Below are 15,938 nucleotides of genomic sequence, written 5' to 3'. Positions count from 1 at the left end.
ACTGCGGGGGCGCCGGTCGCGGGGCGGTGGGAGGCGACGACTCGGACACTAGGCGCCTCCACTTCCCGTCCCGGCAGCGTCCGCGTCCGGGCCGTCCGCACCGGCCACGAAGGTCAACCAGCTCACCGTAGCGCCGGGGGAGTCGAAGAGCAGGTACAGATCCCGTACCCCGGTCGCCCCGCCGCGCCAGTCGCCGGTCACCTCGCCGTTCGGCGCCGCGCCGTCGCCCGGTTCCGGGTCAGCGACCGGTGGGATGGCGACCGTGCCGGCCACCGGACCCCGGACCGGGTCGTCCAGCCGGAGCAGCAGCTCGGCCCCGTCCGGCAGCGGTCGCTCGGCACCGACCCGGGCGGTGACGCCGCGTACCCCGGCACCGAAGTCGACCCGGGAGAAGCGGATCCAGCCGCCCGCCTCCCGGGCGACCACCGCCGCGCCGTCCGGACCGTCCGGCAGCGGCTCGGTGCCGGCGTACTCGTCGTGGTCGGTCGCGCGGAGTGGACCGGCCAGCGCCGCGCGGGGACGCACCGGCTCACCGTGCACCGCCAGGGTGGCGGTCAGCACCAGGTCGGCACTGGACCGGCCGACCGCGACGGTGTGCCGGGCGTCCTCCACCACGTACCGGCCCCGGGTCACGTCCCAGTGCGCCAACTCGCTGGCGCGCAGCCGCAGCCGTACCGTGGTCTGCGCGCCCGGGGCCAGGCTCACCCGGGCGAAGCCGCGGAGCTGGCGCAGCGGCTGCTTGACCCGGGACCGCCGCTGTCGGGTGTAGAGCTGGACCACCTCGTCGCCCGGCCGCGAACCGACGTTGGTCACCCGCACGCTGACCTCGACCTCCCCGGCCGCGTCCACCTCGTCCGCGCTCAGCCGCAGGTCGGAGTAGGCGAATTCGGCGTAGCTCAGCCCGTGGCCGAACGGATAGAGCGGGGTGCCCCGATGGTAGAGATAGGTGGTGTCGGTGGCTATCACGTCGTAGTCGAAGAGGTCCGGCAGTTCGGCGGCGTCGTGGTACCAGGTCTGGGTCAGCCGGCCGCCCGGGTCGGCGTCCCCGGCGAGCACGGCCGCCAGGGCGGCGCCGTACTCCTGACCGCCGTGCGCCGACCATACGATCGCCGGCAGGTGCTCGTCGGCCCAGTTCAGCGCGTACGGGTAGCTGCTGCTGACCACCAGCACGGTACGCGGGTTGGCCGCGTGGACCGCCCGGAGCAGCGCCTCCTGCGCCTTCGGCAGGGCCAGGTCGGCCCGGTCCTCGGTCTCCCGGCCGCAGACCATCGGGTGGTTGCCGAGCACCACGACGGCGACGTCGGCGTCCCGGGCCAGCGCCGCCGCCTCGGCCGCACCGTCGGCGACCAGTTCGACGGTGAAGCCGGTACCGTCGGCGGGGGCGACCGCGTCGGCCCGGAGCACCCCGTCCGGACCGACCCGGACGTAGCGTCCGCTGGCCAGGTGGTGCAGCACCCGGTCGCCGGTGTCCCGGTCGACCAGCCGGAACGTCTCCCGGACGACCCAGCCGCCCGGGCCGGGCCGGTCGTTGACGAGCAGGCCCTCCTCGTCGGCGCCGACGTGCCGGCCGTTGGCCACGCTGCGCAGCGCGACGACGTCCTGGCCCCAGTCGAAGACCTCGAACCAGCCGTCCTGCGGCACCGGCCCGGCCGTGTCGCCCTGGGCCGCGCCGCCGCCGGCCCCGGTCGGCCCGGCGGCACCCTCCGGCGGCCCGACCCTGCCGTCCGGGATGGCGACGCCGCCCGGCGCCGGCTCCGGGCCGACCGCCAGGTGCAGCGGCGCGCCCTCCGGGTCACCGGCGGCCCGGACGTAGCCGTCGGCGGTGCGCAGCGCGATCCGGTCCGCACCGCAGTGGTGCGGCGTGCTCGCCGGGGCGAACCGGGCGGCCAGCCCGTCGCGGGCGGTGATCGCGTACGGCAGGGTGCCGCTGTACCAGTCCTCGTAGAGCGTGTCGGCCAGCGGCCCGAGTACGGCCAGCCGGCCGATCCGGGCCGGGTCCAGCGGCAGCAGCGCCCCGGTGCCGGGCCGGGGTACGTTGCGGAGCAGCACCAGCGACTGCCGGGCGGCCTCCCGGGCCAGCTCCTGGTGCGCCGGGCAGTTGATCACGTCTGCCGTGATCGCCGTGTACGGGTTCCGCTCGGGCGGGTCGAGGTCGCCGAGCCGGAACCGGACGGTGAGGATCCGCCGTACCGCCGTGTCCAGGTCGGACTCGTCGAGCAGTCCGCGCCGCAGCGCCTCGGTGAGCCGCTCGACGGTGGGCCCGGGGTCCTCGCTGTCCTCGGTGAAGCTGTCGATGCCGGCCCGCAGCGCGGCCGCGTACCCGCTGGGGTGGTCGGGGTGGTAGCCCTGCGCACCGGCGATGTTGGAGACCGCACCGGCGTCGCTGACCACCAGGATCTCGTCACTGGTCCAGCGGCGCAGCTCGGTGCCGATCAACGGGCTCAGGTGTGCCGGCCGGCCGTTGACCAGGTTGTAGGAGGCCATCACGGCCACCGCCGCCCCGGTGGCGATGGGGGCCCGGAACGCGGGCAGCTCGTATTCGTAGAGGACCCGGGGCGGCAGGTTGCTCGACGTGGTGCACCGGTCGGTCTCGTTGTTGTAGCCGAGGAAGTGCTTCAGCGTCGGCGCGGTCTTCAGGTAGTCGGGGTGGTCGCCGCGCAGCCCCCGGGCGTACGCCGTGCCGAGCCAACTGGTCAACCACGGGTCCTCGGCGTAGCCCTCCTCGTTGCGGCCCCAGCGGGGGTCGCGCAGCGGGTTGACCACCGGCGCCCAGACGTTCAGCCCGACCCGGGTCGGGTCCTTCTGGTGCAGGCCCCGCACCTCGTCGCCGACTGCCGCGCCGACGGCCCGGATCAGTTCGGGGTTCCAGGTGCTGCCGAGCCCGAGCGCCTGCGGGAAGACCGTGGCCGGGCCGAGCCAGGCCAGCCCGTGCAACGCCTCGGTGCCGGTGCGGAACGCCGGCAGCCCGAGTCGGGGCACCGGGGCCTGGTGCTGGTGCAGCAGCGCGATCTTCTCCGCCCGGCTGAGCCGGCCGAGCAGGTCGGCGACGCGTACGTCGAGCGGCTGGTCGGGGTCGCGGAACGTCGGGTCGGTCATGGTCGATCACCTTCCATGATCTTCGACTAGCGCGGCGGCGGTGGGAACCGGGGTGGTGGCGAGTCGAAGCGCTTCGAATCCGGCGGGGACGGGATGGAGCGGCGGGTGCCCGGCCGTCAGCCCGGGAAGCTCGAAGCGCTTCGACGGCCAGGGAAAAGATACTCCACCGTGGATAGCGGTTTCCCGCTGGTCACGAGGGAGCATTTCGAGGCTTCCACCAGCCGCCGTACCGGTCAAGGGGTTGCGCCGAACGGATTGGTGGGTATCGGTTTCCACGGCGGATTCCCGCAGTCGGATCTGCACGGAGTTCCCGCCGTGGACGCGCCGTCGGCGCTGGTGGGTGGTCAGCGCTGGGCGGCCGGTTGCCGTGGCGGGTCGGTGGGCTGCGGTTCCGGCGAGGCGGACGCCTGCGCGGCGGCGGCCGGATCCGCCTTCGCCTCCGGCTCCGGGTCGCCGGGTGCGGTACTGGACCGGGTGGGGGTCTTCCGGGAGACCCGGGCCGACGGGCCCGGCTCCCGGGCGGCGCCACGATCCGGGTCGCGCAGCGGCAGCCGGCCGGCGTCGACGGTCTCCAGCGTCCGGGCCGCCCCACCGGACGCCGCCGCGCCGGTGCCCAGGGCCGAGGCGAGCAGCCGGGCCCCGCCGGCCTCCGGAGCCAGCGTGTGGGCGTGCAGTTCGGCCTCGGCGGCGGGGAGCAGCCACGGTGCCAGCGTCGCGTAATAGCCGCCGAGCAGGACGACCTCGGGGTTGACCAGGTTCGCCAGCAGCGCGACGCCCCGGCCCAGGTGCCGGCCGATCTCGGCCAGCGCGTCGAGGGTGGCGCGGTCACCCCGGCGGGCCTTGGTGCGGATCCGGTCGACCTCGGGGGCGAAGTCGGTGACCGGGCCGTCCTCGGCCGCGTCCGGCAGCGCCCGGCGGATCAGCGCCGGGATGCCGGCCACCACCTCCAGGCAGCCGCGCCGGCCGCACGGACAGAGCGGACCGTCCGGTTCGACCGGTACGTGTCCCAGCTCGCCGGCGAAGCCGCGTCCGCCGCGCAGCAGCCGGCCGTCGGCGACCACGCCCGCGCCGAGCCCGGCGCCGCCGGTCAGGTGCACCAGGTTGGCGGTGCCGGCCTGCGGACCGTGCCGGAATTCGGCCAGGGCGGCGAGGTTGGCGTCGTTGTCCACCACCACCTCGTAGCCGGGGTCGCGCAGCGCACGGCGCAGGTCGGCGCCGAGCGGCAGGTCACGCCAGCCGAGGGTGGTGGCGAGCCGGACGGTGCCACCGGCGTCGACCAGGCCGGGGACCGCGACGGTGAGGCCGAGCACCTCCCGGCCCTGGCCGCCGACCCGGTTGACGGCCCGGCCGGCGAGCGCCGCGATCGCGCTGACCGCCCGGCCGGGGGAGGCGGACGAGCCGTCGAAGGCGCGTCGCCAGGAAAGGAGTTCGGTGCCGGCGAGGTCGACGGCGACCACCGTCAGCTCGTCGATGCTCACCTCGATGCCGATCGCCGCGTACGGGGCGCCGTCGACCACCAGCATGGTGGCGGGGCGGCCGATCCGGTTCTCGGCCAGGCCGGTCTCCCGGACCAGACGCCGGTCGAGCAACTCGGCGACCAGGCTGGAGACGGTCGCCTTGTTCAACCCGGTCGAGGCGGCGATGTCAGCGCGTGAGCAGGGCGCGTGCGTCCGGACGAAGCGCAGGACGACGGCGAGATTCGTGGCCCGTACGTCGGCGAGATCGGCCGGCTGTGGCCCGGTCTGCGTCGTGAACAAGATCAGCCCCGCTCCCCGCGTTTCGGTCTCCGGGCCCGGTGTCGCGCCGGTTGCCGACGGTGCGCCCATCATGCCGCACCGCCACGCGCCGGGCCACGCTCGCCCGCCGCGCCATGATTCCGGTGTCTTGTGGCACCGGTCACCGTCGATTACGTTTGTTTAGTCAACCGACGAACTAACTCTACCCCATATCCACCCAGCAACCGAACGGGTTACTTTCCCGCGTCCCACGCGGGTCCGCGACCCGGTCGGCGATATCGAAGGGAGCGCCCCCGTGCAACCATCCGGCCCGGGCAGCGCCACCAACCGTAGGAACTTCCTGAGCCTGGTGGGCCTCGGTGCCGCGGCGACCGTCGGCAGTGGCCTGCTCGCCGGCTGCGGCGGCGAGGTGGCCTCCACCAGCAACGCGCAGGACCTGGACAAGCTCGCCGGCCTGCTGCCCAACCAGAAGGACCTGCCGCCCGGCATCCCCAAGCCGAGCATCGTCGGCACCCGCCCGGTGCCGGACGGCTACACCGAGTTCCCGAGCACGCTGGTCGACGCCATCACCGACAAGCCCGGAACCAGCGGCCAGCGGATCAGCGCGATGACCCCGGCCTGGGGGCCGGCTCCGCCCGGACTCGGCCAGAGCCAGTACCTCGCGGCGGTGAACGCCGAGCTGGGCGTCGAGGTCAACTTCAGCGTCCAGGACGGCAACACGTACGCCGACAAGCTCAACGCCATGCTCGGCGCCCGCGACGTACCGGACCTGCTCTGCGTACCGGAGTGGGAGGTCTCCAAGCTGCCGCGGTTCGCCGACGCCACCGCCGCGCTCTTCGAGGACCTCACCGACCACCTCAAGGGCGCCGGGATCGACCCGTACCCGATGTTGGCCACCTTCCCGGCCGGGGCCTGGCGCAACGCGTTCTGGAACGAGCGGCTGATGGCGGTGCCCTGCCCCAAGGACGGGCCGTTCCCCTGGGCGCTCTTCTACCGCAAGGACCTGCTCGACGCCGCCGGGCTCGGCTATCCGAAGACGATCGAGGAACTCTTCGAGGTCGGCAAGAAGGTGACCGACCCCGGCAAGGGGGTCTGGGCGTTCAACGACATCTTCGCGATGGTCCAGATGTTCCACAAGGTGCCGGGCACCGACGACGGCTGGCGGCTGAAGTCGGACGGCACCCCGGAGTTCAAGTACGAGACGCCGGAATACAAGCAGTCCGTCGAGTTCATGGCCAAGGTCTACCAGGCCGGTCTGGTCCACCCCGACCTGGTGGCCAGCAAGGGCGCCGACTCCAAGCAGCTGATCCAGAGTGGCAGGATCATCTTCTTCCAGGACGGTCCGGGCGCCTGGCAGGCGATGCAGGCCGAGCAGCAGCGGATCACCCCCGGCTTCAACATCCAGCCCGTGCCGATCTTCTCGGCCACCGGCGGTGACCCGCTGGTCTGGGGCGACGACAACCCGATCTCGTACACCTTCATCAAGAAGGGGCTGGGCAAGGCCCGGGTGGAGGAACTGCTGCGGGTGATCAACTGGTGCTCGGCACCCTTCGGCACCAAGGAGTTCGACCTGCGCGAGTACGGGGTGGAGGGCAAGCACCACAACCGGACCGCGACCGGCCCGGTCAAGACCGACCTCGGCTTCAAGGAGATCGTCAACCAGTACTTCTTCATCAGCGGGCGCAGCCCGGTGGTGCAGCCGTTCCCGCAGACCCCGAACTACGTCCGGGACATGCTCACCTACTCCAACGAGATGGTGAAGTACCTGGAGAAGGACCCCTGGTCGGGACTGAAGCTGGAGATGCCGGCCCGGTTCAAGGCGAGCCTGTCGCCGACCGACGACAAGGTGACCGACCTGCTGCGCGGTCGCCGGCCGATGAGCGACCTCGACACGATCATCACCGAGTGGCGCAACGGCGGCGGTGACGAGGCCCGGGAGTTCCGCGCCAAGGCGTTGGCCGACGCCGGGCGATGAGTACCCGCGAAACAGCCCGGGCGGGTGGCACCGGCGACGACCGGAGCCGCCCGCCCGGCGGGTACGCCCCGACAACCCCGAAGGCCGGCGGCCGGCTCGACGAGCCGACCGCGCTCGCCGGTCCCACCGCCGCGCCGCCCCGCCCCGCCGAGAGTCCGCGAAGCCTGCCGCAGCAGTCCCGGGACGGCCGTGCGGCGGACCGGCCGGTCCCCGATCCGGCGGGCCGGCCGGGGCGGGAGCCGGTGCGGCACGGGCGGGCCCGGACGCGGCGGCGCGACCGGGCACCGCTGCGGGCCCGGCTGCGCCGGGACTGGCCGCTGCTGGTGATGGTGGCCCCGGCGGCCCTGCTGCTGCTGGTCTTCCACTACCTGCCGACGCTGGGCAACGTCGTCGCGTTCCAGGACTACAACCCGTACGCCGGGGACACCCCGCTGGCGGCCTTCCTGCACAGCCCGTGGATCGGCACGGCGCACTTCGAGACGCTCTTCGGCGACCCGGCGTTCTGGGACGCGCTGCGCAACACCCTGGCGATCACCGCGTTCCAGCTCGTCTTCTACTTCCCGCTGCCGATCATGTTGGCGATCATGCTGCACAACATCCTCTCGCCGAGGCTGCGGGGATTCGTGCAGACCGTGGTCTATCTGCCGCACTTCTTCAGCTGGGTACTGGTGGTCACGTTCTTCGTGCAGATGTTCGGCGGGGCGGGGCTGCTCGCCCAGGAGATGCGCGACGTCGGGCTGGAACCCTGGAACATCATGTCCAATCCGGACACCTTCATCGTGCTGGTCACCGCCGAGACGGTGTGGAAGGACGTCGGTTGGGGCACGATCGTCTTCCTGGCCGCGCTCTCCACCATCGACCCGCACCTCTACGAGGCGTCGGCGGTCGACGGGGCGAGCCGGTGGAAGCGGCTCTGGCACGTGACGCTGCCCGGGTTGCGGCCGGTGATCGTACTGCTGCTGATCCTGCGGCTCGGGGACGCGCTCTCGGTCGGCTTCGAGCAGTTCATGCTGCAACGCGACGCGGTGGGGCGGCAGGCGGCCGAGGTGCTGGACACCTTCGTCTACTACAACTCCATCACCACCGGCAACTACGGCTACGGGGCGGCGGCCGGGCTGTTCAAGGCCGTGGTCGGGCTGGTGCTGATCCTGGCGGCCAACCGGTTCGCCCACGCGCTCGGCGAGCGGGGAGTGTACTCAAGATCATGACTGTGACGGATTCCCTGCGAACGACTCCGCCGCAGCGGCGCCGGGATCGGAACCGGCGGCCGGCCTGGGAGGAGAAGCCGAGCACCGTCGGCCAGGTCTTCCGGGGCGGCGTACTCACCGGTGTGGTGCTGGCGGTGCTGATCCCGCTCTGGGTGGTGCTGGTGACCAGCCTGGCGTCCCGGGAGACGATCAACGCCACCGGGGGACTGGTGGTGGTGCCGAGGGAGATCGACTTCTCGGCGTACCGGGCGATCTTCGCCGGTGGACTGGTCACCCAGGCGCTCTGGATCAGCACCCTGGTCACCCTGGCCGGTACGGCGGTGAGCCTGGTGCTGACCGTGCTGGCCGCGTACGGGTTGTCCCGGCCCGGGTCGGTCGGGCACCGGGGGCTGCTCTTCTACTTCCTGCTGACCTTCCTGATCTATCCCGGCATGGTGCCGAGCTATCTGGTGGTCACCGGGCTCGGCCTGAAGGACCAGATCTGGGCGCTGATCCTGCCGACCGCGATCAGCGTCTTCAACCTGGTGGTGGTGCGGGCGTTCTTCCAGAACATCCCGGCGGAGCTGCTGGACAGTGCCCGGATCGACGGTGCCGGCGAGTTCCGGATCCTGGCCCGGATCGTGCTGCCGCTCTCCCGGGCGGTGATCGCGGTGGTCGGGCTCTTCTACGCGGTCGGCTACTGGAACGTCTGGTTCAACGCCCTGCTCTACATCGACGACAACTCGAAGTTCCCGATCCAGCGGGTGTTGCAGAGCTTCATCCTGGCCGGCCAGTCGCCGAACAACGCCGGTACGCTCGGCGTCTCGATGCCGCCGACGCTGGCGATCAAGATGGCGGTGGTGGTGGTCACGGTCTCGCCGATCGTCCTGGTCTATCCCTTCGTGCAGCGGCACTTCGTCAAGGGTGTGATCATCGGCGCCGTGAAGGGCTGAGCGCGGGCTCGGGGGGAGCGCCCGACGGGCGAGTGTGACTGTTGGTAGATAATCCGTAACGGAACGGATTGGTATGCTGGTGGCATGACCGCCATGGCACCGGCCCGGACCGTTCCGGACGTCTCCTTCCTGCTGGACCGCACCAGCCACGTGCTGCGTACCCGGATGGCCGCGGCGCTGGCCGAGATCGGGTTGACCGCCCGGATGCACTGCGTGCTGGTGCATGCCATCGGGGAGGAGCGGACCCAGGCCCAGCTCGCCGAGATCGGTGACATGGACAAGACCACCATGGTGGTCACGGTCGACGCGCTGGAGGCGGCCGGTCTGGCGCAGCGGCGGCCGTCGAGTACGGACCGGCGGGCCAGGATCATCGCGGTCACCGCCGAGGGGGCGCGGGTGGCGGCGGAGAGCCAGGCGATCGTGGACCGGGTGCACGCGGAGGTCCTGGCGGCGCTCGGCGAGCGGGACCGGCAGGTCTTCCTGCGGGTGATGGAGGGGCTGGTCGCGGGTCACCTGGCCGAGCCGGTCGAGACGCCCGGGCCGGTACGCCGGGCGCGCCAGCGCGAGAGCTAGATCGCAAACAGATAGTCTGTAACGGAACTATCTGTTACGGTCCTTCATGTCGGTGCCACCTGACAGGAGGACAGCGTGTCCGAGACTTCCGCTCCCACCACCCCCACGGCCGCCGCCCCGGCGACCGCCGAGCCGCCCGAACCCGGCGGATCCGCGTACCGGCAGCGCTGGCTCGCCCTCGGGGTGATCGCGTCCGGAACCCTGATGACCATCCTCGACGGCAGCATCGTGACCGTGGCGATGCCGGCCATCCAGCGGGACCTGGGCTTCTCCGCCGCCGGCCTGAGCTGGGTGGTCAACGCCTACCTGCTCGCCTTCGGCAGCCTGCTGCTGCTCGCCGGCCGGCTCGGCGACCTCTTCGGCCGCAAGCGGATGTTCCTGGCCGGCACGGCGGTCTTCACCGGCGCGTCGGTACTGGCCGGGATGGCCAACTCCCCGGCGGTGCTGATCATCGCCCGATTCGGCCAGGGCGTCGGCAGCGCGGCGGCGACCGCGGTCGCCCTGGGCATCCTGGTGACGCTCTTCGTCGAGCCCCGGGAGCGGGCCCGGGCCATCGCGGTCTTCGCCTTCACTGGTGCGGCCGGCGCCTCGCTCGGCTCGGTACTCGGCGGGGTCCTCACCGACCTGCTCAGTTGGCAGTGGATCTTCTTCGTCAACCTGCCGATCGGGCTGGCGGCGCTGGCGATCGCCCGACCCGTACTGCCGGCGGACCGGGGACTCGGCCGGGCGGCCGGCGCCGACGTCCTCGGCGCCCTGCTGGTCACCACCGGCCTCGGGCTGGGCCTGCACACCGTGGTCAGCGTCGAGTCGCGCGGCTGGACCTCGCCGGCCACCCTCGGCTTCGGCGGAATCGCCGTACTGCTGCTCGCCGCCTTCGTCGCCCGGCAGGCCACCGCGGCCAGCCCGCTGATGCCGCTGCGGATCCTCCGGTCCCGCAACGTCGCCGGAGCCAACCTGGTGCAGGTGCTGATGGTCGCGGCGTGCTTCGCGTTCCAGGTGCTGGTCGCGCTCTACCTCCAGCAGGTGCTCGACTACGGCGCCGCCGGGACGGGGCTGGCGATGCTGCCGGCCGCCGTGACGATCGGCGCGGTCTCGCTCGGCGTCTCGGCCCGGCTCAACACCCGGTTCGGGGAGCGGAACGTCCTGCTCGCCGGGCTGGTGCTGCTGGTCGGGGTGCTCGGGCTGCTGGCCCGGGTCCCGGTGCGGGCCGACTATCTCACCGACCTGCTGCCGGTGATGCTGCTGACCGCCGGTTTCGGGCTCGCCCTGCCGGCGCTGACCAGCCTCGGCATGTCCGGCTCCCGCTCCGACGACGCCGGGCTCGCCTCCGGACTCTTCAACACCACCCAGCAGCTCGGGATGGCGGTCGGCGTCGCGGTGCTCGCCACCCTCGCCGCCGGGCGTACCGAAGCACTGCTCGCGGCCGGTGCGAGCCAGCCGGCGGCGCTGACCGGCGGGTTCCGGCTGGCCTTCGCGGTCGCCACCGGGCTGCTGGTCGCCGCCTTCGTCGTGGCGTTCACGGTACTGCGCCAGCCCGCCCGGCGCTGACCTCGACGCTCACCTGAAGGGGGACGGGGCGCCCCCCACCTGGGCACCCCGCCCCGACCTTCAACCCCGCACGGTGGGTAGTCCGTCCAGCGGCACCGCGCTCGTCGCGGTACCGCCCAGCAGCAGCCGCCCGGGCAGCCGGGCACCCTCGACCGGGGCGAGGGCGACGCCGCTGACCCGCAGCGGTCCGTCGGCCTCCACCCGGAACTCGTCGCCCGACCGGCTCGCCCGGATCGTGGTGTCGCCGTCGATGTCGTGCACCACCGTGCTGCCGTCGGTGGCGCCGAAGCTCAGCACGGTGACGTCGGAGAAGGCCCCGTCCCCGACCCGGTCGGCCAGCGGCATCACCGGGATCAGCGCGCCGTACCGGACGAAGAGCGGGACCTGGTCCAGCGGCCGGTGCACCCGCAGGTGCCGGCCACCGGCGTGCACCTGGCCGGTCCAGAAGTCCACCCAGTCGCCGGCCGGCAGATAGACGTGCCGGCGGTTCTCCGGAGTGGTCATCGGCGCCACCAGCAGGTCCGGGCCGAGCCGGTATTCCAGCTCGGCCGTCCAGGCGGCCGGGTCGTCGGGGGAGTCGACCAGCAGGGCCCGCATCATCGGCGCACCGGTCCGGGCCGAGGTGACCGCCGCCGAGTAGAGGTACGGCATCAGCCGGTAGCGCAGCCGCAGCGCCTCGACCGCGAGCCGTTCCGCCTCGGCCGGGAAGTCCCAGGGCAGCCGGCTGGTGGTGCCGTGGAACCGGACCAGCGGGGAGAACGCCCCGAACTGCGCCCAGCGTACGTAGAGGTCCGGCGTCGGCGTGCCGTGGAAACCGCCGCTGTCGTGGCTCCAGAACGGCACCCCGGAGAGCCCGTGGCTCAGCCCGCCGCGCAACGTGCTCGCCAGCGCCGGGTACGTCGCGTTCACGTCGCCGCTCCACTGTGCCGAGTGCCGCTGCCCACCCAGGTACGACGAGCGGGCCCACACCGTGCCGTGCCCGGCCACCTCCCGGGTCACCTTGACCACCACGTCGTTGAAGAGCAGCGAGTAGACGTTGTGCAGCTCGACGCCGGTCATCCCGTTCTGTGCCACCGCGTCCGCCGGGACCCCCTCGGCGAAGTCGGTCTTGAAGACGCTGGCGCCCTGCTCCAGCAGCGGCCGGAGCAGCCCGGTGAACCAGTCGACCGCGGCCGGGTTGGTGAAGTCGACGATCCCGCCGGCCGGGTGGCTGCCGTGCCAGGTGTCGGCGACGTAGACCGAGCCGTCGGCCCGGCGCAGGAAGTAGCCGGCCTCGGCCGCCTCGGCGTAGAGCGGGCTGCCGGTCATCACGTACGGGTTCATCCAGAGGCTGACCTTGAAGCCCTGTCCGGCCAGCTCGGCCAGCATGCCGGCCGGGTCGGGGAACTGCTCGGCGTCCCAGCGCAGGTCGGACCAGGCCCCGGCGACCTGCCAGTAGCAGTCCAGGTGCAGCACGTCGCAGGGGATGCCGCGCTCGCGGATCTTCCGGGCCCGCTCCAGCACCCGCTGCTGGCTGTCCCGGAAGAAGCCGGAGGAGATCCAGGCGCCGAACGCCCACTTCGGCGGCAGCGCCGGCCGGCTGGTCAGCCGGTCGTAGCGGTCCAGGATCTGCGTCGGGGTGGGTCCGGCGATCACGTAGTAGTCGATCAGGTCGTCCGGCACCAGGATCTGCACGCAACTGTGCGTGGACTGGCAGATGTCGAACTCGACCGGCATGCCGCTGTCGACCAGCACTCCGTAGCCCCGGTTGGAGAGGTAGAGCGGGACGTTCTTGTGCGAGCGGTCCGACTCGCTGCCGAAGGCGTCGAAGTTCCACATCAGGGCGCGCTGGCCGCGCTTGTCCAGCGGGGTGAACTTCTCGCCGAGCCCGACGAACCGTTCGTCGCCGGGGGTCACGAAACTCTCGTGGTAGGCGGCGACCGCGCCGTCGACCAGCGACCGGCCGAACGGCAGGGTACGCAGCCGACCGCTGATGTCCTGCTCGCCCCGGCTCTGGCTGACCAGTACCGCGCCGGTCGGGTCGACGAAGCGCAGGTGCCACGGGTCGAGGCTCAGCTCGGCGACCACCGCCCCGGCGTCGACCCGGACCCGGTCGCCGTCGACGCGTACCTCGGCCCGGTGCGGCTGGGGGTGCACCAGGGGCAGCGCCCGGCTGGCCCGGCCCCGGGCGAGCGGGTCCTCGCTCAGCCGTACCCGGATGACGCCCTCGGCGGCGGCGGTGATCCGGACCGCGAGCGAGCCGCCGTCCGAGGTGGACGCCTTGAGGGTCACGCCCTGGCCGTCCGTGCTCAGCACCTCGGCCCGGTGCAGTGCGGAGAGCCCGTGCTCGCCCGGGGCCCGGACCGGCAGGTCGGGCGGGTCGGCGACGAACGTCTCGTGCGGCACCAGGGGCGGGCGGTACGGCATGCGGTCTCCTCGGCTCCCGGGACGCGGGTCCCGCGCACCGCCGACGGTGCCGGCCGGCGCATGGACTCCCCTTAGTTTCTTTGGTAACCCAACAAACTGTCAACGGCGCGACCGTAGTCGATGCGTCCGGCCGGCCCTCAGCCCGATCCGGACCGGCGCCGCGCCGGGCAGCTCGACGGTGACCGTCCGGTCGACCGGGGAGATCAGCAACGCCTCGACCTGTGTCGATGTCCAGGCCAGCCGGGCCACCGTCACCGGGCCCCGGGCGAGCAGGCCGGCGACGCTGCCCCGGGGCCAGGCCGACGGCAGCGCCGGCAGCAGGTCCAGCCGGACCGACTGGGCACCCGGCTCGTCGCCGGGACCGAGGGTGCTGCGCAGCAGCATGGCGGCGACCACGGCCGGCAGTCCGCCACAGAGGTCCAGGTTGAAGATCGCATCCCGGTTGTGCGTCGAGACCAGGTTCGGTCGCCAGTACCGGCCGGCCATCAGCAGCACCGTCCGGTACGCCTCCTCGGCCAGCCCGAGCCGGGCCGCCGCCAGGCCGAGCTGCGCCAGCCCGTACCCCATCTCGTCCGACTCCGCCCCCTGCCACCAGGCCAGCCGGCGGCGGATCGCCAGCGCGGCGGCCCGGCACAGCGCCGGATCGGCGGCGAACGCCGGATCGATCTCGTACCAGAGCGGATAGAGCTGCGAGGCGTGCCGGTGCGCGTGGTTGTCGACCAGTCCCGGGGCGATCCACTCGGCGAGTTTCCCGGTCGGCGCGATCCGGTACGGCGGCAGCGCCGCCAGCAAGGCCCGCCAGCGCGGCTCGGCCGGGTCGGGCTCGCCCAGCACCGCCGTCGCGGCCAGCAGGTTGCGCAGCAGGTCGGCGACGGCCGCGACGTCCATCGTGGCGTCCAGGCTGGCCTGCGCGCCGGTGTTCGCCGGGGCGTTCTCCGGGGAGTACGACGGCACGAACCGGGCCCGGCCGTCCGGGTCGACGGTCACGAAGTCGAGGTAGAACTCGGCGGCCCGGCGCAGGAACGGCAGCGCCCGCTCCCGCAGGAACGTCCGGTCCCCGGTGTGGCACCAGTGGTCGTGATAGAACCGGGCCAGCCAGGCCGCCCCGGCGGTCCAGAACGTCTGGCACCAGACCGGACCGAAGTGGTTCTGCCGGCCGTGACCGGTCAGGTGGGTCGGGGTGAGGATGCCGCCGGCACCGTAGAGCCGGCGGGCGTTCCCGGCCAGGTCGTCGGCGACCGAGTCGAGCAGGTCGAAGAGCGGGACGACCAGCTCCGGGGTGCCGGTGACCGCCAGCGCGGCCAGCGCGGCCGGCAGGTTGCCGTTCAGCGTGTAGCCGCCGCTCCAGGCCGGCCGGTAACTGCCGCTCCAGACGCCGAGCAGGGTCGGCGGCAGGTCGCCGCTGGCGGAGACGATCGCGTACCGGCCGGCCGCGAAGAGCCGTTCCACCAGGGCGTTGCCGACCGGCGCGGCGGGCTCGGCCGGGCCGTCGGTGCCGTCCGAGCCCTCCGGCCGGAACGGTCGCAGCAGCTCCTCGGAGGTGGCGGTCCGGGCGGCCGGCGACCCGTCGAGGTCCAGCCGGACCCGGCCGACCAGCTCACCGTGCACCGCGACGTGTGCGGCCAGCAGCGCGTCGAAGTCCGCCGGCAGCTCCGCCAGGTCCGGCCCCGGCGACGGTACGCCGTCCACGGTGGTCCGCAGCAGCAGGAGCGTGTCGTCGACCATCCGGCACCGGACCGTGTACCCGGTCACCTGCCGGCCGGTGGCGGCCGGGAACTCCACCCGCAGGCCCAGCCCGTCGGGGGCGATCCGCTGCTGCACCGGTACCGGCGGGTCCCCGTCGATCGGGGCGAGCGTGCTCCGCCAGCCGGTCGGCCCGGTCAGCCGGACGACCAGCGCGTCGTGCGGGCGGGACACGAAGGCGGCCACCTCGACCGGCCCGTCGGCCGACCGCCAGGACTGCCGCACCACCCCGGTGTCGAAGTCGGTGCTCCGCCGGTAGCCGGTCACCGGCCCGGCGCCGCCGGGTGGCGCGCCCGCCGCGTCGACCGGGACCGGTGTGCAGGTGAGGGTGGCCGCGCCGACCAGCGGGTCGACCCAGCGGGTCTCGGCGTACCCGGGATCGTGCGCGGCGGCGAACTCCGCCACCCGCTCGGCGGCCCGCCGGTGTTCGCCCGCGGTCAGCAGCGCGCGCAGTTCGGCGAGGATCCGCGCGGTCGGCGGCGGGTCCAGCGGCGGGGTCAGCGGCAGGAAGAGCCGCTCGTGCGAGACGGTGATCCGGACGGCGTCCGGCCCGCCGTAGCAGAGCGCCCCCTGCCGGCCGTTGCCGCTGACCAGCGCCGCCTCCCAGTCGTCGGTCCGGCTGGTCGAGACGAGGCCGTTGACAGGGGGATGCACCCCGCCTACTTTGGCGGGAGCCCAAACAAAGGTCAACGGCGACGGTTGCGGGTGTGCCGGGAGAGGC

Annotated in this window: 9 protein-coding genes; 5 read left to right on the top strand and 4 right to left on the bottom strand. The window is 73.1% G+C overall.

Annotated elements, in window-relative coordinates:
* Positions 1 to 48 precede the first annotated feature (48 nt).
* Together C6W10_RS25555 and C6W10_RS25550 are read right to left on the bottom strand one after the other, a co-directional pair.
* Positions 49 to 3,096: a glycoside hydrolase family 3 protein gene (locus C6W10_RS25555; protein ID WP_107261160.1), complete on the bottom strand. Its 3,048-nt coding sequence runs from the start codon at positions 3,094 to 3,096 to the stop codon at positions 49 to 51.
* A 344-nt stretch (positions 3,097 to 3,440) separates the two neighbouring features.
* Positions 3,441 to 4,853, bottom strand: coding sequence for an ROK family transcriptional regulator (locus C6W10_RS25550; protein WP_234361424.1), 1,413 nt, complete (start codon positions 4,851 to 4,853; stop codon positions 3,441 to 3,443).
* A gap of 274 nt (positions 4,854 to 5,127) precedes the next feature.
* On the opposite strand from C6W10_RS25550, the gene C6W10_RS25545 reads away from it, so the two are divergent.
* The 5 genes from C6W10_RS25545 to C6W10_RS25525 all read left to right on the top strand — a co-directional run bounded on the left by C6W10_RS25545 (position 5,128) and on the right by C6W10_RS25525 (position 11,068).
* On the top strand, positions 5,128 to 6,807 hold the full coding sequence (locus C6W10_RS25545; RefSeq protein WP_107261158.1) for an extracellular solute-binding protein: 1,680 nt from the start codon (positions 5,128 to 5,130) through the stop codon (positions 6,805 to 6,807).
* Entirely contained in the window at positions 6,804 to 8,015 is a 1,212-nt protein-coding gene (locus tag C6W10_RS25540; RefSeq protein WP_234359043.1) for a sugar ABC transporter permease, read from the top strand. The genes C6W10_RS25545 and C6W10_RS25540 overlap by 4 nt, the downstream gene beginning before the upstream one ends.
* Positions 8,016 to 8,017: 2 nt before the next feature.
* Positions 8,018 to 8,947, top strand: a complete 930-nt coding sequence (locus C6W10_RS25535) for a carbohydrate ABC transporter permease (RefSeq protein WP_369936945.1) — start codon at positions 8,018 to 8,020, stop codon at positions 8,945 to 8,947.
* Between the two features lie 84 nt (positions 8,948 to 9,031).
* Complete coding sequence (locus C6W10_RS25530; RefSeq protein WP_107261155.1) at positions 9,032 to 9,520, top strand: MarR family winged helix-turn-helix transcriptional regulator; 489 nt, start codon at positions 9,032 to 9,034, stop codon at positions 9,518 to 9,520.
* Positions 9,521 to 9,595: 75 nt separating this feature from the next.
* Positions 9,596 to 11,068, top strand: a complete 1,473-nt coding sequence (locus C6W10_RS25525; protein ID WP_234361423.1) for a DHA2 family efflux MFS transporter permease subunit — start codon at positions 9,596 to 9,598, stop codon at positions 11,066 to 11,068.
* Positions 11,069 to 11,128: 60 nt separating this feature from the next.
* Here C6W10_RS25525 and C6W10_RS25520 read toward each other — a convergent pair whose 3' ends face one another.
* Positions 11,129 to 13,474, bottom strand: a complete 2,346-nt coding sequence (locus C6W10_RS25520; RefSeq protein WP_107261153.1) for a TIM-barrel domain-containing protein — start codon at positions 13,472 to 13,474, stop codon at positions 11,129 to 11,131.
* Between the two features lie 99 nt (positions 13,475 to 13,573).
* Positions 13,574 to 15,871, bottom strand: a complete 2,298-nt coding sequence (locus C6W10_RS25515) for a glycoside hydrolase N-terminal domain-containing protein (protein ID WP_159104741.1) — start codon at positions 15,869 to 15,871, stop codon at positions 13,574 to 13,576.
* Positions 15,872 to 15,938 lie beyond the last annotated feature (67 nt).

The organism is Plantactinospora sp. BB1 (assembly GCF_003030385.1).
Lineage (GTDB): Bacteria > Actinomycetota > Actinomycetes > Mycobacteriales > Micromonosporaceae > Plantactinospora.
Note: the sequence above shows the minus strand (reverse complement) of the source record. Positions and strands in the feature narration are given on the sequence as shown.

Coding starts and splice junctions, on each gene's coding strand:
- C6W10_RS25520 (WP_107261153.1), bottom strand. CDS start 13,474: ATGCCGTACCGCCCGCCCCTGGTGCCGCACGAGACGTTCGTCGCCGAC.
- C6W10_RS25530 (WP_107261155.1), top strand. CDS start 9,032: ATGACCGCCATGGCACCGGCCCGGACCGTTCCGGACGTCTCCTTCCTG.
- C6W10_RS25555 (WP_107261160.1), bottom strand. CDS start 3,096: ATGACCGACCCGACGTTCCGCGACCCCGACCAGCCGCTCGACGTACGC.
- C6W10_RS25540 (WP_234359043.1), top strand. CDS start 6,804: ATGAGTACCCGCGAAACAGCCCGGGCGGGTGGCACCGGCGACGACCGG.